The following is a 24037-nucleotide window of genomic DNA, read 5'->3' as shown; positions in this document are numbered from 1 at the left end:
AAGTTGGCATGAGTGAAATAGTTCAGTTTCAATTGGTGACAAAAATTGACATAAATTAACGCAAGGGTGACACTCGCTTTGTTTGTTATGATCATATTGAAGTTAAATCACCACCACCATGAAACTACTCTCAGCCTTTTTTATCAGCCTTTTCTTTCTGAGTGTTATGCCCTCTATGGCGCAGTCTAACGAATATGTAGCTCACGAAAAGGACTTTGGCCACTACACCTCCCTGGTTGTCGATGTTCAGGCCAATATTGAGGTGGATGCCAGTCAGCCTTCTCATGGCACTTTAGTGGTGTCTGAGGCTGATTTTGAGAACCTCAAGTGGGAGCTGCTGGGAGAAACATTGATTATTTCTGCGAAAGAAGGCAAATCTCTGGCTGGCCCGATTAATTTGAAGCTCGGCTCCCCTAACCTGGCCCGTATCGAGTCGACACATGAGTCGATCATCTATATGCATCACGTGAACAGAGAGAGTTTGAGCCTGGATTTACTCAAGGGCACTGTAAAGCTTGAAGGTAAGGTGGAAAACCTTCATGTGATGGCCGAGAAGGGCAGACTGTATGGGTCAGGGCTTGAGTCAAAAAGCGCAGAAGTGAGGATTTGGGATGAGGGCTCGGTCGTCATACATGCAACTGAGTCGCTGGAAATAGAAGCAACCAACAATGGGAGAGTTATTTACAACGGCTCTCCGTCCAAAGTTACCAAGAGCACAAGTAGTGGTGGCGTGATCATGTCGGAGGAAGCTTTGCAGCAGCAGCGGGAAGTCGAGTATGTGAATTTTGGGGTTTAGCGCTATAAATTCCCTGATGCGTCAATCTTAAGTATCCAGATATCATTTAGCCCAGCCCCCTCTGACTCGGTGCTGCCTAAGATATAGTAGTAGTCGCCTATCTGGATAATTCCGCTACCAGTGTCCCTGTTTTTACCCCCAAATACCTTAGACCATTCTTCAATCAAACCCGGGCCTACTTTTTTAACCACCAGATCTCGTGTAGACGCCTGATCGCCAACTAATATGAAATTTCCTTCGGCAGTTAAAAGTAGGTCTTTGGCGAATATGTCAATAAAACTAGCATTCATTGGATCATCGGAAGACGATAAGTTTAGCTCATGCAGAATGGTCTGAGATTTTGCTCCTCCAGCACTGGTACCTGAAGCCATCAGAAAAGCTACATCAGAGCCGTCCATTTTCTGGACATAGGAACCGGTACTATTTGTGATGTTTTCAATTTCGAAATCGAGAGTATATGCGAAATATATTTGTCCAAAAGGGTCTTTCGGCATGTAGAAGCATGAAAAACCTCTGTACGCATCGTTTTCATACTCTACGACGCTAGGGTATGTTGCAGCCAGAACGAGGTAGTTGTCATTTTTATCAATTGTTATACCTTTCGAAATCATTCCTGGACCGTACAAGCCAATATAATGTCCGGAACCCAGCAAGTCTCCCGCAGAACTGAATTCTATAACGACACTCATTTGCAAGCCGACCCCGGAAAAGCCGCCGTCTTCATTTTTCAAATTTCCAACAGCCAGGTACTTTCCATTCTCGCTTCCTATCATACCTGTTATTTCGTCGCCGATTCCCAGGTCGTGAACTTTTTCCCAGTTAATTGATCCATCAGAAGACGACAGGTTGAGAATATAGGAGTTTGACTCGCCTTCGATATCATAGGTTTTGCCAAAGACAATAATTTCATCAGTGGCATTAAGCATCAATCCATTTGGAACAGAGAATTTTCTGGTCTTAATCGTTCGATCAAACAGGATGTTGCCGTCTGCGGAAAGTTTGATGACTCTTGCAAATGACGAATCCGAAGCTAAGTTTTGACTTTGTCCAAGTATAATAATTTCTCCAACTGAAGTAGTCTTAATATCAATTCCAAAGTCATCGCCCGCTCCACCAAAAGTTTTGTCCCAGGTAGGCTTGGCTGGCGACTCAATATCATTTCCGCACCCGGCCATGATGAAAACCGTAGTTACTAAAATTAGTATTGAAAAAGCCTTATTTCTCATACTGTATCTATGTTAGACAAAAGTAGAAAATACAAGGCTAATTCAACGAAAGTTCTTATCATTAAATATCTGAAGAGGTAAATGAATACCTTTACGACAAACTCTAGCTGAAAACTAATTTCAAATGTTCTTTGTCAGGTACCCTATTAGAAGTCAATTTACTAGCCACCACGTACACCAGAAAAGAAACTACAAACGCCGGAAAGACCTCATGCACCTGTTCCATGCCTTCAAAATTGAACCGGATTCCGAAGCGCCAGATCACATTCACAGCCATGCCAGCCACCATGCTGGATAGCGCTCCGATGTCGGTGCCCCAGCGCAGGTAAAGGCCTCCAAAGATGGTCGGGAAAAAACTGGCGGCGAAAACTGACCCTGCAAAGGAAGACATTTCTACCACGCCCGCCGGAGGATAAAGTGTGAAGAGGAACACCACTAAACAATAGCCCAGCATGGCCCACTTTGTGCGGCCGACAATTTTCTTCTCCTCCATCGGCTTCCAGATATTCCAGATGTCTTTAACGATAGAAGTGCCTGCGATAAACGTGACAGAGGCTAGCGAGGACATGCCTGCAGCAAAAAGCCCCATCATGCAAATGCCACTTACTGTTGGGCTATTGAGCTTGTTGAACATTACGCCAACAACTTCATCCGTATTGTTGATGAGATAAGCAGCCTCTTCATCACTCACCATAACATGCACCAAAGCCCCCACACACATCACGCAAATCAGCGAAATACCCAAGAAAATAGGCGTCCAGGTCATGGCGAACTTCATGCTGGCTTTGTCCTTGATGGAGTAAAACCGGATAATCAGCTTGGGGTCGGACACCTGCTTCATGCCTATCGTGAGCCCTATCGCAATAATATAGTACATGCTTGCTACCCCCCCAAACGTCATCATGCCGTCGCCAATTGGGGTGCCATCGGGCGTTACGTGCTCGAGGTTGGCGAGCTTCTCCATTAGTGGTGAGTAGCCTCCTGCAAAGTAGAAAGGAATAATGAGCATGATAATGGCCACAAGGAACATGAGGATGCCCTGTATGGCATCTGTCCACATCACACCGTACATGCCGCCCGCCATGGTGTAGCCACAGGTGAAGAAGATCAGGATAAACGCACCTAGGCCATAGTCGACCTCCAGCACGGTATTAAGCAAGTTGGCACCGCCTTTGGCAATGCCGGTCATGTACCAGAGTGTGGCAAAAAGAATAATGAAGGAGGACAGCACCCTGATGCTCTTGGAAAGATTGCTTTGGTAGCGCAGGTGAAAATAGTCGGGCACCGTCACCGATTTTAACAGTATGGATTGACTGCGCATTCTGGGGCCCATCACCAGCCATGAGATCATGCAGAACACTACCCAAAAGAGCGCCACATAGGCCCAGGAAAGACCATATTTGAAAGACTCACCAGCCTGACCGATGTAGGTGCTGGTGCTAATGAATGTAGAGAAAAAAGCCAGGGACACTACCCAGCCTGGGATTTTTCGGTTGGCCAGATAATACTCATTTACATTTTGAGAAGCCCTCTTTTGAAAATGCCAGCCGATGTAGATAATAAGTCCTACATAAACAGCAATTAAAAGGAGCGTGAGCCCGTGTTGTGATAAGTAGTCCATGTTGATCAGTGTCCCACGGGGTTGTTGGTGTCATCGTCTTTGATACGATCGCTGAAGCTGGACACCAGAAAGCTATTGAGTACAAGGAGTAAAAGCATCATCCAAAAGGGAAAGCTGATCCAGAAGCTCATAGTGTTGGGTTAGGTGTTGAAAAGCTTTTTCACGTCGTTTTTTGTCACTTTGCCCATTGCATTTCGGGGAAGCTCTGAAAGTGACAGGTATTTTCTCGGCACCCGGTAGCCCGGCATGCGGGCTTTGAGCCAGGGGGTGAGTTCTTCAGTGTCGAGCGAGGAGTCACCAACAATGGCAGCGGCCACTATTTCCCCCCATTCTTCATCGGGAAGGCCAACTACGGCGCAATCGCTGACGGCCGGATGGCTTCTGAGCACTTCTTCAATTTCCAGGGCCGATATTTTGTATCCACCCGATTTAATGATATCCACTGAATTCCTGCCAAGAATTTTGTAGTAGCCATTTTCAACCTCGGCAATATCACCTGTTTTGAACCAACCATCGCTAGTGAAAGATGCGGTCGTTGCCTCAGGCTTTCGCCAATATTCTTTGAAGACATTTGCTCCTTTTATCTGAATTTCGCCAGGCACAGAAGTGTTTTTCAGTTCAATATTTGCCTCATCCGCCAGCCTGATGCTGACCTCTGGCAGCGGTAGCCCAATAAAACCAGCTTTTCGTTCCCCCTCGTAGGGATTGCTGATGGCCATGCCTATCTCAGTCATGCCGTAGCGCTCCAGCAGTCGGTGTCCGCTTATTTTCTCCCATTTTTTCATCACCGACACAGGCAGCGCAGCAGAACCCGACACCATCAACCGAAACTTGTTCATGGCGGCCGTGAGCATTTGTTGTTCTTTTGCCTCAAGCGCTTCAAAATGGGTAATGAGCTTGAAATAGATGGTGGGCACGGCCATGAACACATTGAGCCGACCGGCTGCAAATATGGAGAATACTTTTTCTGCTGAAAAGGAAGGCAAGAACTCACAAGCAGCTCCCGACCACAAGGCACAGCTAACCACGTTGATAATGCCGTGCACGTGATGAAGTGGCAAAATGCATAAAGTGTGATCTGTAGATGTCCAGCCCCAGGCGGTGACGAGTGTCGAAATTTGCGCCTCCAGGTTAGCATGCGTCGTCACCACTCCCTTCGGCAGGTTGGTGGTGCCGCTTGTATATAGAATCATAGCCCGGCGTGACTTTTCAATCTGCGGCAGTGCTGCTGGCTTGCTGTCGTTTTCAGGTTCCAGCACAATGAATGTGATTGACCTGGTCTCAGCATAGGACTGTAGTATTTCCCTGAACGACGGTGAAACTGCAACCACCGAGGCTTCGGTATCCTCAATCACATACTGAAGCGATGGAAGTGGGTGGCTCGTGCATAACGGCACCGCAACACCTCCAGCCTGCCAAATACCCCATTGCACCTTGACGTAGTCAAACCCTGGCTCTACCAGAAAAGCAATTCGTCGTTCCTTTAAATCAGAAGCGCCATCTAGTAGGAGCGTGGCAAACTGCTGAGAGGCAAAAAGAAGCTGTTGGTAAGTGTACGAACTGCCATTTGATACAATGGCAGCTTTCTGAGCATAAATTTTAGCCTTTTGAAAGAGTTGTAGCATTGAGTAGGTTCCTAACTAACAACATAAGCAAAATTGACCCGACCAACAAGCGTTTACCCCTGGTTGGCGACGACTTGGTTTGACCAAAGTAAGCGCTACCTGCTTTTTGAGAACATCCAGGGAAGCAGGTCAGGCTCCACATAGGCATTTTCCCAGCTATTGTGATTGACGCCAGGATATTCCGTATACTGCACATCGGCTCCTATCTCCTTCAGCTTTTCGTTAAGTTTCCTTGAATTGTCGACGGCAATCACGCCATCCACACTGCCGTGGAAGAGCCAAAAGGGTATTTTTGCCTGCTTTTTTGAGTAGGCATTGAGGTCGGCACCACCACAGACGGCGGCAATGGCAGCGAACATTTTCGGATACCGATACACAGCCTCTAACGACCCCATGCCGCCCATGGAGAGGCCGGTGATGTAGACCCGCTTGCTATCGACGGACTCACTTTTCGCCACGCTGTTCGTAAGGTCAATGGCCAGTTGCAAGCCTTTGGTGATGTCGTAGCTATAGTTAAAATCAAGCTCCAGTGGGTACTTTGTTCTTTCAAATTTGACCGATGCCCAGTATGAGTCCTCAGGACACTGCGGGGCGATAACGATACAGGGGAACTTGCTCCTGTTTTCAGGTTCCAGAAAAGCTTTCACGCCATTCACCAGCTGTTTTTCATTGTCCGTACCTCGTTCGCCTCCACCGTGTAGAAACAGCACCAAGGGGTACTTTTTTGTCTTGTCGTAGTTTTCCGGATAAAGGATTCGGTAGGGTAGCACATCTCCTTTTTCACTGATAAATTCCTTTTTCTCAAAAAGTGAGAAGTCCTGAGCACGACTTGTGAATGTGGCCGTCAGGATTAGCAGGGTGAGTAGTTTGTTCATAGTCTATTCATAAGATAAGCCAAAACCAAATGTATATAGTGGATCTTTGCTATCATAAGGAAGATCTTCCTTCTGGTTCCTCACAGCCTCCATTGAAGAAGGCAACTCGAAGGGTAGTTTGCCACCAGGAGATGCTTTGCCAAAGATAACATCCAATACAGCTTCGTCGCTGGCGCCAAAGTCAGCAATTAATGCCTTTGCTTTGGCATTGATTTCTGGGATTACCGCAGGTCTGTCAAGGTAGATATTGACTATCGTCGGCACGGTGTTTAATAAGTCCAAAATCTCTTCCTTTTCCGGGTTTTTGAAATCCAGGTCTCCATGATGAAATCCACGAGCCATAAAGTTTTCTGACTCGATCGGCACCCAGGGGGCATTGATACGAATGATAGCAAAATCAGCATCTTTAGGAGATTTCACTACGGTTCCGTATTTGGCCGCCACGGAGTCTGCAATGTTTTTTACAAAAATTTTAGGCTTTCCCTGAAGAGGCAGTACTTTTCCGTCGTTCTTTAATAAGGTCATCGCTCTCCGCTGCGAAGCTTCTCCCGCTGCGATAGATGAAGGTTTTCCTATAATTTTGGTCACATTGGCCTCGTCCACAAACGGATTGTCAAATAGCCCCAACTGAAATTTTTGCCTGAGTAGTCTTCCGGCCGACTCGTCGACCCTGGCCTCGGTTATTTTCCCTGATTGAACGAGGCTTACTACCAGAGAGGGAACGCTTTCACCCCCAAACTGATCGACACCAGCGTCAATAGCTTTTTTCACTCTATCTTCTTCGCTGAGGTCTTCAACACCCCAGGCACGGGCTGGCCAAATGGTATTGCCCATGTTGGCATCAGTAATCAAGCCCCAATCGGTGCATACCACGCCATCAAATTTATACTTGTTTCTTAGCAGATCGGTGATGATCATTTTGTTGAATGCCATGGCTACATTCTCGTCTGTCTGATCTGTAGGAATGCCATAGTAGGGCATGATAGAAGCAGTTCCTGCCTCAAAAGCTGCTTCGAAAGGAATGAGGTGGTAGTCGAAATTATTGCCAGGGTATACCTGCCCTTTTTGAAACTCGAAGTGCGGATCGAGCCCTTCTTTTTGCGGGCCGCCGCCGGGGAAATGTTTGGTCATGGTCGCCACACTATTAGGCCCTAAAGTATTTCCCTGGAAGCCTTTGATATATTCTTTGACCAGCTTTGCAGTCAATTCGGCGTCCTCACCGAAAGTGCCGCTGATACGAGGCCAGCGAGGTTCAGTGGCCAAGTCAATCTGAGGGTGAAGCGACACCTTCATGCCTACAGCCAGGTATTCGTCCCTGGCAATTTCAGCAAATTGGCGGACTAGTTGTGGGTCACCTATGGCCGCAAAGCCCAATGTTTCGCACCATTGTGAGAATGAGTTGGCTGCCATGGCAAAAATATTGGCGCTGAAGTGATTGCGGGGATCGGAGGCGATGGTTACGGGTATCCCTAACCTGGAGCCCTCGGCCACTTTTTGCATGGCATTGTAGCCTTTTGCAAGCATTTGCACGTCGGGAATCTGCCAGAAATTGAAGTGGTTCATCTTCATTTCGTTAATCGATTGCAACGAAGACGGAAGCCTCGCAGCAAAGCCCTCTGCATTGGGTTGCTTTTCCAGCGAGCCATCAGCATTAACAAATGTGCCATTGATGAACATCAGCCCTGCTTTTTCTTCTATAGTCATTTGAGAGAGCAGGTCAGCCACCCTATCATCTACCTTGGCCGACGGATTCTCATAAACATCCATTTTGCCATTCTTATTGAGATCACGGAATTGGGCTGTTTCTTTTTTGGGAGTGTTGCATGATGAGATTGTGAAGAGGAAAGCCAGGACAGCAGATGTGCTTAGCCTGAAATGGGGTGTTGTATTCATGGCTGTGATATTAATGTGTATTAATGACGCAAAGTATGATTTTCTTTTTAGAATTGAATGATGTAATATTCCTTTTCTTAACTACCGGATTGATAGAACGCCTTAGAAGATGTCGGAATTTCTGGATAAAGCTGCTGAAAAGTACCACCCGGGGCTTTCCGTGGATTGTGTAATTTTTGGGTTTCACGAAAATGAATTAAAGGTGCTGCTTCTAAAAATGAAGCATACCTCCAAATGGGCTTTGCCCGGAGGTTTTGTGGAGAAGGATGAGCATATTGACCTGGGAGCTATTAGAGTACTGGAGAACAGAACTGGGCTGAAAGATATTTTCCTAAAGCAGTTCTATACATTTGGTGATCCGGACAGGCACGATCACGAAATGGATCTTGAGCTTTTCAAACAAAGTGGCCGTGATCCGGTGAAGGATCATTGGTTCTTGCAGCGCTTCATTACCGTGGGGTACTATGCCCTGATAGAATTTTCGAAAGCGAGTCCCCGGCCGGATGATATTTCCGACGCCTGCGAGTGGAAAAGCATAGATGAGCTGCCCGACATGATACTTGATCACCGGGAGATAGCGGATAAGGCATTGGACACTTTACGGTTTCAAATAAACTACCAGCCTATTGGTCACAAGTTGCTTCCGGTCAAGTTTACAATGCCGGAACTTCAGAAGTTATATGAAACTATTTTAGGGAAAGAACTGGATCGAAGAAATTTCCAACGTAAAATGCTTGCCTATGGCATTTTAAAAGACCTGGGCGAGAGAAGAAAAGGGGGTGCTCACAAGGCACCTTATCTCTATAGTTTTGACGTAAAAAAATACAACGCTGCCTTAAAAATTGGGCTGAAGGGGAGCTGGTAAAACCCTTACTAAGCCGCAAGACTTAGTAAGGGTTTAAAAAGTATTAAAATAACTTCTCGTTCGGCGGAGTGGCGCCAGCCAGCCTGATATATGGGGTAGTTTGACCCCTGTGGTGTGTTTGGTGCTCAAAGGCTTTGCCGAAGGCTACCTCCCGGGTCATGTCCATACCAAAGAGATTAACCGTTTCGGCCATCTGAGCCGCCGTCATTCCCTTTAGTGCATTAATCACAAAGTCGTAGCTGTCGGAAACCATTTTTACGGTCACTTCTTTCGACTTGCCTGCAGACTTTTCCGCTCCACCACGCTCAATGGGGCTGGCCGTTCCGGTGATCCCGGCTGTAAATCCAAAGTTCGCATCTGCCAGGTGCAGCAGCTGCTGTTCGAACGACCTGATTTCAGGCGTAGGCTTATAGCCATACTTGTCGGCTGGCATGGCCTCCAGGTATTCCAAAGTGAAGGCCTTGGCCCTTTCCCATTCCTTAACAAGGTAGGCTGGGTCTGCAGCTAAGCATTTGCTGCCACTGACCAATGCAAGTAGCGCAAGCGTTAGATAAAAATTCTTTTTCATGGTTGTAGGGTTTTAGTAAGAGGATGAAAATACGCTTTTTCAAATTATTAACGTAAGCTCCTGAATATTTTAAAGTTATCTATTCAGTTCAACCTAGTGGCAGCTTCATCAGAAGATCCGTTTGCGGATCGTTTCCCAGCATAAAGGTGTGACTATCGAATTGTACAAAACCGTGTCTTTTGTAAAAGCGAATGGCTGCCTCATTTTTCTCCCACACACCCAGCCAAAGGTATGGGAACCGCCCCGCTTTGCCGATGCTGATGGCATAGTCCAGCAGCTGTTGCCCTATTCCTTTCCCCTGATGCTCCGGCATTACATAAATGCGCTGTAGTTCGATGCCCGGTTCTGTAGCAATGTCCGTTTGCGCTGCGCCGTGATTAAGCTTGATATAGCCGACGACTTCCTCGCCCATCATGGCAAAGTAAAACTCCGAACCTTCGGTGTCCAACTCCTTTTTCGTTTGCTGCAATGAAAACGCCTCTGCCATATAGGCTTCAAAATCGGCCGGGTCGTTGAGGTGCTGGAAGCCCACCCGAAAGGTTAGCTCTGCTATGTCAAGCAGGGTCTCTGCCTGATCGGTTTCGACTCTTTTGAATGAGGTAGTTTTACTCATGTTCAGTCCAGCAAAGTTTTAACGATTTGCTCCCATTCCTGGTCAAGGGTAGTTGCTGGCCTTACTTTACCAGCTCTTCGGTACCAATAGTCGGCGTTCCAAATATCACCTTCTTTGCGATGAAGATAGGCGTGCACCCAGGCGGCGTTTTCGCTTTCCAAGTCCTGAACCGTTTCGTGCGACTTGTCCCAGCTGCCCTTTCCGTCCCACCAGAGCCCTTTTAATTCTTCATTCAGGTTTACTGGGGGAGCTTCTCCCTGTATCGATACCTTATATTCGTCGAAAGTCATAATGTCATTTTATTTGCCTCGAAAGTATACGTTCATTGACTGGCTGTCAACAAAAAAATGAATCAAATCTGGTATACTGAAAACCCAGTCACTTGGTTGTCACAGCGACTCGCCAAAGCGATCACTTTCAATATTATAACCGCTTTTAACATTAATTAACACTTCCACGTAAACCATGTTTGTTTATGTAGCAAGGGTTGAGGTAACTTAGCCTTTTGTTAAAGAGCCAAAAGTTCAACAATACGTAGTTTACATCCAGGAAAAGTTCGTGCATAATGGAAACATCGACAACAGATCTTAAGAGAGAGCACCAGGAGAAAATAAAAAAGGTAATAAGTGAGGTCGGAAAAGTAGTTGTGGGTCAGGAATATATGATCAACAGGCTTTTGATAGGGCTATTTACCAACGGCCACATTCTACTGGAGGGTGTGCCCGGACTGGCAAAAACGCTTACCGTAAATACACTGGCAAATGTGTTGCATCTCGATTTTAAGAGGATACAATTTACTCCGGATTTGCTGCCTGCCGATTTGGTAGGTACAATGATATACAATCAGCAAAAGGCCAACTTCGAAGTGAAAAAAGGCCCCATTTTTGCCAACATAATCCTCGCAGATGAGGTGAATCGCTCGCCGGCTAAAGTGCAATCAGCGCTGCTGGAAGCCATGCAGGAAAAGCAGGTAACCATTGGCGAAACTACCTTTTACCTTGACAGGCCTTTTTTGGTGCTGGCCACACAGAACCCGGTGGAGCAAGAGGGCACCTACCCGCTACCAGAGGCCCAGGTCGACAGGTTTATGCTGAAAGTAAATATTGAATACCCTACGAAGGCCGAAGAACTTGAAATCATGCGCCGCATGGCCAACATGAGCTTTAATGCTAAGGTGGATACCGTGCTTTCCAAAGAGGACATTTTCGCTATTCGTGACGAAATCAATCAGGTTTCCATTTCAGAATCCCTTGAGAAATATATTGTCGAACTTGTTTTTGCCACAAGAACTGCCGCCGACAATGGTCTAAAAGATTTTGCTGGCTACATTCAGTTCGGCGCTTCTCCGAGAGCTTCCATCAACCTGAACCTGGCAGCCAAGGCGATTGCGTTCTTCGATGAGAGAGATTACGTATTGCCGGAAGACATTAAGGAAATAGCCAGCGACGTGCTCAACCATCGTATTCTTCTTAACTATGAGGCGGAGGCTGATGGAATTACTACCCAGCAGATCGTTAAAGAATTGCTCAACAAAGTATCTATTGGTAAATAAGCGACTCAATAGCTTATTGCTGCGCCCACATTGATTTACCCCTGCGTCGTAACACATTGTTAACAAACGTCACGCAGGGGTAATTTTTTTAAAATTAGTTTAATCATATCGTAACATCGCTTTTCCTCCCTTTTAACATTAAGTGCTCAACTTTGCGGCTCAAAGACTTTTGAAATCAAAAAACAAAGTTGAATCATGAACAAGATCTTATCATTACTTTTTATGGCGGGCATTTTAGTGTTCGCTTCATCATGTGGCGGCGACGATGAGCCAGAGCCAGAAAAAACTGTAGAAGAGCTTCAGGCAGAAGCAATTGCCACTGCTCAGGCGGCAGTTGATGCCAAAGCTACTTCAGACGCATCTGCAACGGGTGCTACCGACGATTCTGTATTTGACGATTGGACGTTATCCTCAGTGAAGGGACTTCTCGGTGGAACCGACAAAACACCAAGTTCTCCTTCAGCAGCTGCGCCAGTTGTAAAGGTTGCGGCCAATATTGAAGAAGATACAGAGTGGACAAAAGGGAACGTATACCAGCTTGATACCCGTGTTACCGTACTTGACGGAGTAACGCTAACAATTGAAGCAGGCACAATTATAAAAGGAAACGCAGAATTGAGTGGTGCAAATGCTGCTGTGCTTATGATCGCCAGAGGTGGTAAGATCATGGCAGAGGGAACTGCGGAGGAGCCAATTATTATGACGTCAACTGACGACGACATTCAGCCTGGCGATCTTTCAGGTACTACTTTGACTGACGAAGATACAAAATGGGGTGGATTGGTTGTTCTCGGTAAGGCTCCTGTAAGTGCCAAAACTGAAGATCCTCAGATAGAAGGAGTGGATGCAGCTGATACAAATGGTAGATATGGGGGAACTGCTGCTGATGATAATTCAGGTGTTATCAAATATGTGTCTATTCGTCATGGCGGCGCAGAGATAGCTGAAGGAAGTGAGATCAATGGTCTGACACTGGGCGGCGTTGGTACAGGTACTACCATCGAGAACATCGAAGTATATAACAACTCTGACGACGGCATCGAGTTTTTTGGCGGAACTGTTAATGTAAAGAACGTGCTTATCTACTCAGTTGGTGATGATGCCTTGGACGTTGATCAATCTTATGCCGGAACTGTCGATAACTTCGTTGTATATGTAGACGGTGGTTCAGATGAAGGACTTGAGATCGACGGCAGAGAAGGTAGCCTGGATAAGTCATTCACAATTAAAAATGGCACTATCAAGGGGCTTGGTGACAAAACTACTACTGGTGACTTCAAAGCTAAAGCCAAAGGAACTATTACTAACGTTGTGTTTGAAAATGGAAAAGTGAAATTGGCGGCTGCGTTTGACGTAGCAACTTACGAGCAAACTGAAGATGCGTCGAAGAATACAGCGGACGGATCGTTGATTTTCTCGAAGGTGAAGACTGCGGCATTTGAGATTTATACCAGCAGCTTCGAATGATAGCAATTGGAGCGAACGTTATTGAAGATTAATTCATAAATAAGACTCGTACTGAAAATGGTAGTTGTGGTTTGCCACGGCTACCTTTTTTGTTTCCACGAGAATTCCCCAACCACCCAGTGTTACCACAGTGTTATCAAATTCACAAGTTTTGATCTTTTTATTAAAAAACTGATAAAGTTCCCCTAACCAGTTGTGCCTCCCCTTGTGCCTAAATTTGCGGCTGAATTAACATTGAGTCTATTTATGAAGAAGTTTTTTATTGTTGCGCTGGCGGTTTGTATCTCCTCGTCGGCATTTGCTCAGACCGGGTTTTTAAGAGGGAAAGTTTACGATGAAATCTCCGGTGAAGCATTGTTTGGGGCGGCTGTTATTAAGAAAGGCACCACTACTGGTGCAGTCGCCGATTTTGATGGCAACTTTTCACTGAGCCTTGAGCCTGGTACCCATACCATCGAAGTGCAATTCGTTTCTTATCAGTCCAAAACTATTGAGGGCGTTGAAATCGTTGCCGGACAAACTACTACGCTTGACATTCCTATCAGCGAGGATGTAACGGAACTTGAGTCGGTAGTTGTTACTGCCGAAGTAATCAGAAACAATGACGTTGGTTTGCTGGCTGTTCAAAAGAAGTCTATCAACACCATGGATGGCATCTCATCCGCATCTTTCAGAAGAGTAGGCGATAGCAACCTATCTTCGGCCATGAACAGGGTAACCGGCGTGACTATTCAAGGCGATAAGTATGTGTACGTACGTGGCCTGGGCGACAGGTACACAAAGACATCGCTGAACGGGATGATCATTCCTGGCCTCGACCCAGATAGGAATGACGTTCAGGTTGATTTATTCCCAACTGGTGTCCTGGAGAATGTGATTGTTTACAAAACATTTACCCCCAATCTTGTTGGAGACTTTGCAGGTGGTTTGGTAAATATTCAGACAAAGGCATTCCCTGAGGAGAAGACCAGTTCAGCATCTTTGAGCTTTGGTTACAACCCAGCCATGCACTTCAATAGTAACGCTGTGTCTTACAAAGGCTCATCTACAGATGTGCTGGGTTGGGACAATGGAGCAAGAGCGCTTCCAATATCAGCCAGCGCTTCTATTCCAACATTACCTAATTCCTTTGTAGAAGAAACAACAAAGAAGTTCTCACCTCTTCTGGGAACATCCCGGTCTACCAACTTCATGAACACCAACTTTTCTCTGTCGCATGGCAATCAGGTGCAGAGAAACAAAGTGACCTGGGGCTATAATGCGATATTCAACTACACCAATACTAATACCTTCTACGAAGGTTTTACAAGAAAACGGTTTGAAAAGGATCGTACTTCAGCTGATGTAAGCCTTGAAAGGGACTTCACTGCTGGAGGTGATTTGAGCACCAATAGTGTTCTTTGGAGTGCCTTGGGAACGCTGGCTGCCAAAGTGGACAATCATACTATTGGAACCAACATATTCCGCACCCAGAATGGGGTAAATACAGCGCTGGATAGAGAAATAGACTTTACTACGTTGAACAATCCAACCCTTGTCCACAATGATATCCTGGCGTACACACAACGCCAAATGACCAACAACATCCTGTATGGCAAGCATCAGTTTGGCCGACTAAGAGTGGATTGGACTAACTCACTTTTATTTTCAGGAATTACCGATCCGGACTATCGTGATACCAGAATCAATGAAGACGACGGAGAATTCGCATTCAAGAATGGCGGAACCATAAACAGGTTTTGGAGGGAGTTGAAGGAAACGAATGAAAGTTTTAAGGCTGATGTGACTTACGAGTTAAATGATAACAATAAGCTGAAGGCTGGGGGAATGGTTGCCTTCAAATGGAGAGAGTTTACAGTTAATTCTTTTAACTATGCTCCAATTTCTACTTTTCGGGTAGAACAGAATGATCCAAATTGGTTGCTAACAGAACCGAACCTCTATTCCGCAGAAAACCCGGGTGGACTCTACATTCAGAACAATAGCAATGCATACAATAACTACGACGGCTTCCAGTCGATTTATGCAGCCTATGTGATGAACGAAATGAACATCACGAGCAAACTGAAGTCGATATATGGCGTGAGGGTTGAAAACGTTAAGATGTTTTATACGGGGGTCAGGCTAAACGAGGACAACTCCAGCCAGCTTGAGGACAATACCAAAACTTTAGACAAAACCAACTTGCTGCCCTCTCTGAACCTTGTTTATGCGCTTCAAGAGAATATGAACCTGAGAGCGTCATTCAATAAAACACTGGCACGGCCATCTTTCAAGGAGAAGTCTTCAGCCTTTATCGAAGACCCTATCACCAGAATACAATTCTCTGGTAATTTGGATCTGAAGCAAGCACAAATACTCAACTATGACTTGAGGTGGGAGTATTTCTTCACTCCAGGCGAAATAGTGTCTGCATCGGTGTTCTATAAAGACTTTACTGATCACATCGCACTGGTTTTCTTCCCTAACAATCCCGGTCAGCTAAAGCCAAGGAATGTGGGCGAAGCCCGGGTGTATGGTGCTGAGTTTGAAGTAAGAAAAGACCTGAGCTTTATCACTCCTGCTTTGCAGAACTTTTCAGTAGGCTCCAACGTGTCGATAGTCGCCTCACGAGTTAACAGAAAAACAGTAACTGTAAGTGAGCAAGGGCAAACTGAATACGACAGTGAAGTGAGCTACAAAGGTGGTGATGCATCTTCTGTAAAACTTTACAGAGAAATGACCGGCCAATCGCCTTATGTCGTAAACGCCTACCTCTTGTATCAGAATGATGAAATTGGTTTTTCTACAAACTTGTCATACAACGTCCAGGGCGAAACGATCACTTTCATAGGAATATCTAATATCCCAGACGTTTACCAAAAGCCATTCAATAGCTTAAACCTGAATGTGACGCAGCAGTTTGGAGGAAGCCGTCAGTCAGCATTGAGCCTGTCAGCGAAGAACCTTCTCAACGCAAAAGATCAGCAAGTGTATAAGTTTGGTGACGAGGAGGAGTTGTTCTCTCTGTATATGCCTCAAAGGCTTTTCTCTTTGAAATATACTTATACATTCTAATTCCATATCGAGTACAGCGATTTTCTGCTAAACCGGCAATGGTAAAATAGGGGCAAAAGAAAACGAAAGAAGGGAGCATGTGCTACCTTCTTTCGTTTAAGGCTCTTTCTAACAGCAGGCCTGCTTATTTTCTTCCGATGATAGTGACAGTAAAGTTGTCTACATTTTGCAGACTGTCGTAGTGAGTGGCTGCGAAGCTAATGGCTTCAATAGGGGCTTGCATTTTTATCCACCGCATTACCTTCTCGTCCGGCGATTTGGTGGGTTCACCCAAAGCTTTTGCATTGAAAGCCTCTAGTGCTTCTTCTGAAAATGGGAGTCCATGAGGGCCTTTTACAGAAATGTAGCTGGCTTTGTTGTCAACATACTCCACCTCCACATTATACATCTTAAAATGCTGCGCAAGAGCGGGGCCTGCGAGCGTTTCAGTAGCATAGGTGCTGTCCGGTTTGCCCAAAATGGCCTCCACTTCCTCAGGAGAGTGTCTTAAAATAGCCGGGGCGTCTACAACTACCCTATGTTTGCAACCAATCAGGGTAAAAAATAGCAACCCGGAAAAAAGAATAGTCTTGTTCATGTTATGTTTGCTTTGCTGCGAAAATAACTAATCGACCTGGCCCGCCCAATATTTGTCCGTTTTATGAATAACCGATGGTTGTTTTTCACGAGCCTTTAGAGGGGGCAGCCGGGTAATATTTCTTTTTCAGCCAAAACGCCACCTTCACCAAAAGAATCAGCGCAGGCACTTCCACCAGCGGACCTACCACTCCGGCAAAGGCCTGGCCGCTATTGAGCCCAAACACCGCAATGGCAACTGCAATGGCCAGCTCAAAGTTGTTGCCGGCAGCGGTGAAGGCAATCGATGCGTTCTTGTCGTATTCCGCACCCATGGCCTTGCTGAAGAAAAAGCCGATGATAAACATCAGGGCAAAGTACACCAGCAGCGGCAGGGCAATGCGCAGCACATCCAATGGTATCTCCACAATCATCTCCCCTTTGAGGCTGAACATCACCACAATGGTGAAAAGCAACGCAATGAGCGTCATGGGGGCCAGGGTAGGGATAAATGTGTGTTTGTACCAGGCTTCTCCCTTTGCCTTTACCAAAACGGTGCGGCTGAGCAGCCCTGCGAGAAAGGGTATGCCCAGATAAATGGCTACGCTTTCGGCGATGGTGGCAATGGATATGTCGACAATAGCACCCTGGAAGCCGAAGTAAGGAGGGAGCACGGTGATGAAGATCCACGCATAAAAGCTGTAGGCAAACATCTGAAAGATGCTGTTGAGGGCTACCAGGCCAGCTCCGTACTCAGCACTGCCCTCAGCCAGGTCGTTCCACACCAGCACCATGGCAATGCAGCGGGCCAGGCCGATCAGGATCAGCCCCACCATGTATTCCGGGTAGCCCCGCAAAAACAAAATGGCCAGCACAAACATCAGTACAGGCCCAATCACCCAGTTTAGTATAAGTGATATGGAAAGAATCCTGACATTGCGAAACACTTGCGGCAGCAGCTTGTAGTCAACTTTGGCCAGGGGTGGATACATCATCAGGATCAGCCCGATGGCAATGGGGATATTGGTGGATCCGCTGCTGAACGAGCTGATGAAGCCCGGACTTTCAGGAAGGAAGAATCCAAGGGCCACTCCCACTGCCATGGCCAGGAAAATCCAGATTGTAAGGTAGTTGTCGAGAAAACTGAGCTTCTTTTTTTGTGCGTTCACTGCCTTATTTTATCTGAGAAAAGACATAGAACATTTCGGCAGCAATTTGCTGACAGCGCTCATCGTATTTCGCTGTTTCCAGAGCTGTGCCGTCGAACGCCTTCGGATCGTCATACATCACAGGTATGCGGGCTTCGGTGCCAGGGATATATGGACAGTTTTCCTCGGCATGAGAGCAGGTCATGACAGCCGAAAAATCGGACGTGGCATTGGCCGGATCGTCGTACAGCTTTGAAAAGGCGGTGATGGGTTCCCCATCTTCGGAGTAAAAAATAAAAAAGACCGGGTTACCGCCTTTTTCCTTTCTGGTGACCTGAAAGCCTGCCCGCTCTATGGCTGCCACAGCCCGTTCGTTGAAGGCTGTTACCTCTACTCCGCCCGAGTAGGTTTGCACGTCAACGCCGTAATAGTCGGCGGCTGTTTGTGCCCATATCTGCGAAAACTGACTGCGACGGGAGTTGTGCGTGCAGATAAAGTTAAGCTTTGCTTCCTGCTGCCCTTCCTTTTTGGTCTGCACGTAATCGATCAGGGTTTGCAGCACCGCTTTTCTTTGCTCTGGGATTTGAGTGAGCGGAAGCGCCTGTCGGTAGGCCTCCAGCTTAGGTAATAGTTGCATAGTGTTGAGATAGTTGTTTGGTTGCTAGCAGCAGCCCGATCCCGGGGCACAGGCATTGCTGTTGAGTTCGTTCAGGCTGAGTTTGATTTTTTCAGTTTTGTTGCCGGGCTTTTGTGCAAAAACGGTGATGCTGAAAATGCCGGTTTCGCCATGGTTAAATGCATCTGTTTCGACTGCCGAGAGATATTTGCTCAAAATATCGTTCGGAATGAGAATTGCCTTTTCCTTCTGAATGGTGATGTTCTCAAATCCAATTTCACTGATATATTTCAAGTATTCGTCTTTTTGAATGGCACCAGCCACGCAGCCGGCGTACATTTCGGCGTCTTCCTGCAGCGCTTTTGGGAGGTCGCCCACAAGCACAATGTCTGAAATGCTGAAATGACCTCCGGGCTTGAGCACCCGGTATATTTCTTTGATAACGTTCTGTTTGTTGGGCACCAGATTGAGCACACAATTGCTGACAATCACATCGGCCCCATTGTCCGATACGGGCATTTCTTCTATGTCGCCCTGGCGGAATTCTACGTTGTTATACCCAAGCTTTTCTGCGTTGGCTCGGGCCTTTTTGATCATAGCGTCCGTAAAATCAACACCGATTACTTTGCCAGTTTCGCCGGTTTCATGCCGGGCCAGGAAACAGTCGTTTCCAGCACCCGACCCTAAATCAATTACGGTATCTCCTTTTTGGATTTTAGCGAACTGTGTCGGAAGCCCGCACCCGAGGCCAAGGTCGGCACCTTCGTGGTAGCCATCCAGTCCGGTGTAGTCGTCGGTCATGATATTGTATACCTCGTTAGAGGTTCCACCTGCACCGCAGCACGACGATTGGTTCACAGCGATGTCCTGTTCGGCAATCCTGCTGTATTTGTCACGAACTATTGACTTAAGCTCTTCAGAGGTTTTCATGTTCTCCTTGTTTAATTGCAATATTACGATGCCTGTTGGCAAATTTTTTTAGCAGCAAAAGGGGTGTCTGTCAAACATTTTGTTGAAAACTCCCTTGATCTCCGCCCACCGAACGGGGTCAATGCAGTAGCTCACCGAGACTCCTTCGATAGTGCCTTTGATAATACCCATGTCTTTGAGCTCTCTCAAATGCTGACTGATGGTGGCTTGTGCCAAACCCAACTCTTCCACCAGATCCCCATTGATACAGGCGTTGGTTTTTAGCAAATAGTCAATGATGGCTACACGGGCAGGATGAGCGAATGCCTTGGCAATAAGGGCCAGGTCATTTTGTTCAGCGGTAAAGAGATCGGTTTTTGTTACACCCATAACTTTGATTACATTGCAATATTACGATTAATAAATTGATTTGTCAAACACTCCTGTAAATTATACCCTTTACATTTGTGAACACTCTAAACAGAAACATATGACTACCGAGATCATGCTTCCAATTTGGAAAATGGGCCGAACCAGGCTCACCAACCAGCTGGCAGCCATTACACCCGAAAGCCTTTCCCGCAGAATCCACCCCGACAGCAATTCGATAGGTTGGCTACTCCGCCACATAGCGGAGGTGGAGCTCCTTTTTGCCAAAAACGTATTTGGAAGGCCGCTACAAGTGAAGTTAGCCACTGTTGGGCCTGGCATTAAGGATCATGGGAACTTCACAGACCTCGGGGAACTCAAAGCCATGCTTGACGAATCGGCCACGGAGCTGGGGGCTGCCATTTTGGATCAGGAAGATGAAAGCTGGGCTACTGAGGTTACTACCCGGGAATTTGGAACGATCACTAAGGCAGAGGCACTGTCACGCATTACCACGCACACCGCATGGCATGCGGGTCAAATGGCGATTATTAAAAAATATGCTGCTGCCGGATAAAACTGGCACTAACCAAACCGCTTCTTCGAGTGCAGCACAGCGTCGTTAATTCTCTTTTTTATTTCAGCAAAAGGCAATTTTTCCTTTACATCTCGCAAGGGTCTCCCTTGTGAGCTTCTTATTTCGGCGTCTCGCCGCTGTCACCAATGCACTTCCCGGGTTCTTTCGCCCCGCAGTAAAAAAATAGTGGCTCCCTGCGTCTTTTTTCTCAACTACCCGTCTTCATGGCAAAAAAGAAAAAGATATGCAGACCATTCAATCACTTCCAGTAGCTATCATAGGAGGCGGTCCGGTGGGACTGGCCGCTGCGGCCCATCTCACAGTCCGGGGCATGCCCTTTATGCTTTTTGAGTCGGGCAACGCTGTTGGGGCCAATGTTTTGTTGTGGCGGCATGTGCGGGTGTTTTCGCCCTGGCGTTACAATGTGGACAAGGCCGCCAGGCAGCTTCTGGAAACCTCGGGTTGGCAGCACCCCGATGAGGATGCGCTGCCCACGGGGGAGGAATTGTATCTGAATTATTTTGAACCGTTCGCAGCGCTGGATGCCATCGGGCCATCTATCAGGGTAAAGTCAAAAGTGCTGGCTGTGGGAAGAAAAAACCAGGACAAGCTGAAGACAAAGGGGCGGGACACGCTGCCCTATGTGCTCCATGTACTTCATGAAGATAACCGAATAAGCCAGTATGAAGCCAGGGCGGTGATAGATGCCTCCGGTACCTGGAATTCGCCAAATCCGATAGGCTCGGGGGGCATTTTTGCCGTTGGTGAGCTGGAAAACAGCCGCCAGATTTTTTACGGCATCCCCGATGTCCTCGGCGAGCACAGGGAGCGCTATAAAAACAAGAATATATTGGTGGTGGGAGCAGGGCACTCAGCCATCAATACTATTCTGGAGCTCGACAAGCTCAAAGACGAGCATCCCGGAACGCAGATCAACTGGGTGCTGCGCAAAAAATATGTAAGCGAGGTATACGGAGGCCAGGAAGCCGACGCCCTGCCCGCCAGGGGTGCACTCGGTATCAGGATTGAACAACTGGTAAATGACGACAGGGTAAATGTCTACACCCCTTTCCAAATTCATCAGGTGGTGAAGCAGGGCAGGCAGCTGGCAGTGGTTGGCCACCAGCACGACGAGCTCGGCATGCTGGGTGGCATTGACGAGATCATCAGCAATACAGGCTCACGGCCCGACTTCTCCTTTCTCAGAGAGGTGCGGCTGAGTGCCGACCCGGCTCTGGAGAGCGTGGCTGAAATAGCCGAACTGATCGACCCCAACATTCATAGCTGCGGTACTGTGCGGCCTCACGGCGAAAGGGAGCTGAGGCAACCTGACAAAGACTTTTATGTAGTGGGATCCAAGAGCTACGGCAGAGCGCCCACTTTCCTGATGGCTACAGGTTACGAGCAGGTGCGATCAGTAGTGGCGGCGCTGGCGGGAGACTGGGAGGCTGCCAGCAACGTAGAACTTGACCTGCCCGAAACAGGGGTTTGCAGTGTTAGCTCGGGAGGGGAAAGTGACGGAGCGGCCTGTTGCGGTCCGGCTCCGGCTGCCAAAACTGAGGAAAAGGTAGTAGCTTCGGCTTGCTGCGGATGATGAAAGAAAAAGGATTTGGTCCACCGGTGTATGCGTCCCTGGTGTTGGCTTTTGCCAGCTTCGGGGATGCGTATTTATATGCCTTTCTACCTGTAAATGCCACTGGTATTGGCCTGTCGCTGGCCTCAGTGGGCCTTTTGCTGTCAATCAATCGCTTCATTCGCCTCTTTGCCAACCAGTGGCTGCTGGTGATACTGGCCAAATATGGTTTCAGGCTCATCACCATCGTGGCGGCCGGGCTGGCAGCACTGTCAACGCTGGGGTACGGGGCCGGATTGGGCCTTGTGGGTTGGCTCCTGATGCGGGTCATTTGGGGAGTGGCTTTTTCGGCCATGCGCATTTCGTCCCTTACCTATGCGCTGGGGCACCACAGCCAGGGACTCTCGCTTGGTATTAGCCGGTCGGTGTACGAACTGGGGCCAATGGCGGCATTGCTGCTGGGCCCGTTGCTGATCGCCTGGCTGGGCCATTCATGGGCTTTCATTTGTCTTGGGCTGGCCTCACTGCCGGCTGTCTATTTTGCTTTCAGGTTGCCGGATCTCACACCGGAAATTCCTGCCACCGGTAGAGCGATTGCTATTCCCACACCCTTCAACATGCTTACGTTCTTTATTACGTTTGCGGTGGAGGGCGTGATGGTTGTCGTGCTGGGAGCTGCGCTCATCAAAAGTGACTTTCAGCTTACCCCGGCCTCGGCGGCAGCTACTGCGGCAGCCTATCTGGCCTACCGCCGATTTTGCCTTATCTTTCTTTCCCCACTTGGTGGTTGGTTGGCTGATCGGCTGGGTTTGGCCAGGGTGCTGATTGCTGCTACTCTGTTTATTTGCGTCGGCCTCGTCATGGTTACCATTGGCTGGCCAATGGCCGGGTTTGCGGTGGCTTTTCTTTTTGGCAGTATTCAGGCGGCGCTGGGCCCCGGGGTGGTTGCAGCTGGCAGAGTGTCGGCGGTGTCGGCCAACGCCACCTGGAGAGATGCCGGGGCGGCGTTTGGCACACTTACCGGCGGCCTTTTGCTTACCTCCGGCCACCTTTCCCTATCTTTTATCGTTTTAGCGATAGGGATTGCAATCGCACTGCTAGCCTACCTTAGGTCGCTGCACTATACTTTCAAAACGTTGATAGCATGGAAATAGCTACTTTGTATACCGACTTCCGTCGCACCCTGTTCTCCTACATCAAAGGGAAAATCAGCTCAAAAGAAGATGCTGAGGATATCCTCCAAAATGTCTTTTTGAAAATAGCGGCCGACAGCCACGCACTGGATAATAAGCAAAGTATCAAAAACTGGGTTTTCATTGTCACCCGCAACGCCATCATCGATTATTATCGTATGAAAGCGAAATCTGCACAGCTACAGCCCGACCTCCTTTCGCTCGACACAACACCGGAAGAAGAGGAGCAAAGGGCCATAGAAGAGCTAGCCTGCTGCCTGCACAACATGATCGATCAACTACCGGAAGACTACAGACAGGTAGTGATTGAGTCGGAGCTAAATGGCCTGAAACAGAAGGACCTGGCGGAGAAATACGGGATGGCCTACTCCTCCCTTCGAAGCAGGGTGCAGCGAGGCAGGGAGCGGCTGAAGCAGATTATTCTTGAATGTTGCAAAGTGGAAAGTGACACCCGTGGTGGCATTTTGGAAGTGACCCCCCGTAAGTGCGGTGACGGCTGTTGAGAGGCTATGACACAACACACAGCAGGTAAATGAATCTTCCGGCCGGAATTTCTACATCCTTGCAGGCGGGGCTTTTTTGATGCTCCCGATAGGTCGGCTACTCGCTAAAATTTTTGCTTAAACTGCGTCAAAATCTCCTCTCATCGTCTTTACAGGTGGCAATTAAAACAATACTACATGGAAACTCAAACGTTGAACATTCCCGCATTACAAAAGAGCACTATCACTCGGGCAGTAGCCCAGGAGCCGGCTTCATGCTGTAGCAAGCCGTCGTCAGGCGGAGCCTGTTGCACACCGAGCACGGCCCCCGAAGATAACGGCGGAGCCTGCTGCGCCCAGCCCGCAGATGGGACGGCCTGTTGTGACAAGTGACCAGCTGATTGAAGCAATCCAAACCGGCAGATGGAGAAAACCATCTGCCTGCCGGATATTTATG

The 24037-nt window shown here is 47.7% G+C and carries 23 protein-coding genes; 9 read left to right on the top strand and 14 right to left on the bottom strand.

The window, feature by feature from the left end:
- The first annotated feature begins 118 nt into the window (after positions 1–118).
- Positions 119–796, top strand: coding sequence for a GIN domain-containing protein (locus RIF36_RS06720; RefSeq protein ID WP_350126580.1), 678 nt, complete (start codon positions 119–121; stop codon positions 794–796).
- Between the two features lie 2 nt (positions 797–798).
- Here RIF36_RS06720 and RIF36_RS06715 read toward each other — a convergent pair whose 3' ends face one another.
- The 6 genes from RIF36_RS06715 to RIF36_RS06690 all read right to left on the bottom strand — a co-directional run bounded on the left by RIF36_RS06715 (position 799) and on the right by RIF36_RS06690 (position 8036).
- A complete protein-coding gene (locus RIF36_RS06715) occupies positions 799–2022 on the bottom strand; it encodes a hypothetical protein (protein WP_350126577.1) in 1224 nt (407 codons plus the stop codon).
- Positions 2023–2125: 103 nt separating this feature from the next.
- On the bottom strand, positions 2126–3643 hold the full coding sequence (locus tag RIF36_RS06710) for a sodium:solute symporter family protein (RefSeq protein ID WP_350126574.1): 1518 nt from the start codon (positions 3641–3643) through the stop codon (positions 2126–2128).
- Positions 3644–3648: 5 nt separating this feature from the next.
- Complete coding sequence (locus tag RIF36_RS06705; RefSeq protein ID WP_339785459.1) at positions 3649–3774, bottom strand: hypothetical protein; 126 nt, start codon at positions 3772–3774, stop codon at positions 3649–3651.
- A gap of 9 nt (positions 3775–3783) precedes the next feature.
- Positions 3784–5268 (bottom strand): acyl-CoA synthetase, encoded by a 1485-nt coding sequence (locus tag RIF36_RS06700; RefSeq protein WP_350126571.1) that lies wholly within the window; start codon positions 5266–5268, stop codon positions 3784–3786.
- Between the two features lie 95 nt (positions 5269–5363).
- Positions 5364–6143: a carboxylesterase family protein gene (locus RIF36_RS06695; protein ID WP_350126568.1), complete on the bottom strand. Its 780-nt coding sequence runs from the start codon at positions 6141–6143 to the stop codon at positions 5364–5366.
- A 3-nt stretch (positions 6144–6146) separates the two neighbouring features.
- Positions 6147–8036: a glycoside hydrolase family 3 protein gene (locus RIF36_RS06690; protein ID WP_350126565.1), complete on the bottom strand. Its 1890-nt coding sequence runs from the start codon at positions 8034–8036 to the stop codon at positions 6147–6149.
- A 109-nt stretch (positions 8037–8145) separates the two neighbouring features.
- Here RIF36_RS06690 and RIF36_RS06685 point away from each other — a divergent pair, with 109 nt between their 5' ends.
- The gene (locus tag RIF36_RS06685) at positions 8146–8901 is read left to right on the top strand and encodes an NUDIX hydrolase (protein WP_350126562.1); all 756 of its coding nucleotides are present in this window, start codon (positions 8146–8148) and stop codon (positions 8899–8901) included.
- A gap of 43 nt (positions 8902–8944) precedes the next feature.
- Here RIF36_RS06685 and RIF36_RS06680 read toward each other — a convergent pair whose 3' ends face one another.
- From RIF36_RS06680 to RIF36_RS06670, 3 genes are all read right to left on the bottom strand, one after another.
- The gene (locus RIF36_RS06680; protein WP_152001633.1) at positions 8945–9469 is read right to left on the bottom strand and encodes a DinB family protein; all 525 of its coding nucleotides are present in this window, start codon (positions 9467–9469) and stop codon (positions 8945–8947) included.
- 88 nt (positions 9470–9557) lie between these two features.
- A complete protein-coding gene (locus tag RIF36_RS06675) occupies positions 9558–10082 on the bottom strand; it encodes a GNAT family N-acetyltransferase (RefSeq protein WP_350126559.1) in 525 nt (174 codons plus the stop codon).
- Between the two features lie 2 nt (positions 10083–10084).
- Positions 10085–10372 (bottom strand): hypothetical protein, encoded by a 288-nt coding sequence (locus RIF36_RS06670; RefSeq protein ID WP_350078653.1) that lies wholly within the window; start codon positions 10370–10372, stop codon positions 10085–10087.
- Positions 10373–10647: 275 nt separating this feature from the next.
- Here RIF36_RS06670 and RIF36_RS06665 point away from each other — a divergent pair, with 275 nt between their 5' ends.
- From RIF36_RS06665 to RIF36_RS06655, 3 genes are all read left to right on the top strand, one after another.
- Positions 10648–11634, top strand: coding sequence for an AAA family ATPase (locus RIF36_RS06665; protein WP_350078651.1), 987 nt, complete (start codon positions 10648–10650; stop codon positions 11632–11634).
- Between the two features lie 195 nt (positions 11635–11829).
- Positions 11830–13101: a beta-helix domain-containing protein gene (locus tag RIF36_RS06660; RefSeq protein WP_350126556.1), complete on the top strand. Its 1272-nt coding sequence runs from the start codon at positions 11830–11832 to the stop codon at positions 13099–13101.
- Positions 13102–13347: 246 nt separating this feature from the next.
- Positions 13348–16158: a TonB-dependent receptor domain-containing protein gene (locus RIF36_RS06655; protein ID WP_350078647.1), complete on the top strand. Its 2811-nt coding sequence runs from the start codon at positions 13348–13350 to the stop codon at positions 16156–16158.
- A gap of 124 nt (positions 16159–16282) precedes the next feature.
- On the opposite strand, the gene RIF36_RS06650 is transcribed toward RIF36_RS06655, so the two are convergent.
- From RIF36_RS06650 to RIF36_RS06630, 5 genes are all read right to left on the bottom strand, one after another.
- Positions 16283–16735 carry a hypothetical protein gene (locus RIF36_RS06650; protein ID WP_350126553.1) on the bottom strand — a complete coding sequence of 151 codons (453 nt, stop codon included), beginning with the start codon at positions 16733–16735 and terminating at the stop codon, positions 16283–16285.
- 85 nt (positions 16736–16820) lie between these two features.
- Entirely contained in the window at positions 16821–17882 is a 1062-nt protein-coding gene (arsB, locus tag RIF36_RS06645) for an ACR3 family arsenite efflux transporter (protein WP_350149324.1), read from the bottom strand.
- Positions 17883–17886: 4 nt separating this feature from the next.
- On the bottom strand, positions 17887–18498 hold the full coding sequence (locus RIF36_RS06640) for a low molecular weight phosphatase family protein (RefSeq protein WP_350119608.1): 612 nt from the start codon (positions 18496–18498) through the stop codon (positions 17887–17889).
- 24 nt (positions 18499–18522) lie between these two features.
- Positions 18523–19407 carry an arsenite methyltransferase gene (locus RIF36_RS06635; RefSeq protein ID WP_350126546.1) on the bottom strand — a complete coding sequence of 295 codons (885 nt, stop codon included), beginning with the start codon at positions 19405–19407 and terminating at the stop codon, positions 18523–18525.
- Between the two features lie 48 nt (positions 19408–19455).
- Entirely contained in the window at positions 19456–19776 is a 321-nt protein-coding gene (locus RIF36_RS06630; protein ID WP_350078639.1) for an ArsR/SmtB family transcription factor, read from the bottom strand.
- Positions 19777–19876: 100 nt separating this feature from the next.
- Here RIF36_RS06630 and RIF36_RS06625 point away from each other — a divergent pair, with 100 nt between their 5' ends.
- From RIF36_RS06625 to sigZ, 4 genes are all read left to right on the top strand, one after another.
- Positions 19877–20332 carry a DinB family protein gene (locus RIF36_RS06625; RefSeq protein WP_350126543.1) on the top strand — a complete coding sequence of 152 codons (456 nt, stop codon included), beginning with the start codon at positions 19877–19879 and terminating at the stop codon, positions 20330–20332.
- Between the two features lie 244 nt (positions 20333–20576).
- Positions 20577–21926 (top strand): NAD(P)-binding domain-containing protein, encoded by a 1350-nt coding sequence (locus tag RIF36_RS06620; protein WP_350126540.1) that lies wholly within the window; start codon positions 20577–20579, stop codon positions 21924–21926.
- A complete protein-coding gene (locus tag RIF36_RS06615) occupies positions 21923–23059 on the top strand; it encodes an MFS transporter (RefSeq protein WP_350126537.1) in 1137 nt (378 codons plus the stop codon). The genes RIF36_RS06620 and RIF36_RS06615 overlap by 4 nt, the downstream gene beginning before the upstream one ends.
- Positions 23050–23601 (top strand): RNA polymerase sigma factor SigZ, encoded by a 552-nt coding sequence (gene sigZ, locus RIF36_RS06610; protein ID WP_350078631.1) that lies wholly within the window; start codon positions 23050–23052, stop codon positions 23599–23601. The genes RIF36_RS06615 and sigZ overlap by 10 nt, the downstream gene beginning before the upstream one ends.
- The last annotated feature ends 436 nt before the right edge of the window (positions 23602–24037 follow it).

The sequence above is a fragment of the Imperialibacter sp. genome (assembly GCF_040222815.1).
Lineage (GTDB): Bacteria > Bacteroidota > Bacteroidia > Cytophagales > Cyclobacteriaceae > Imperialibacter.
Note: the sequence above shows the minus strand (reverse complement) of the source record. Positions and strands in the feature narration are given on the sequence as shown.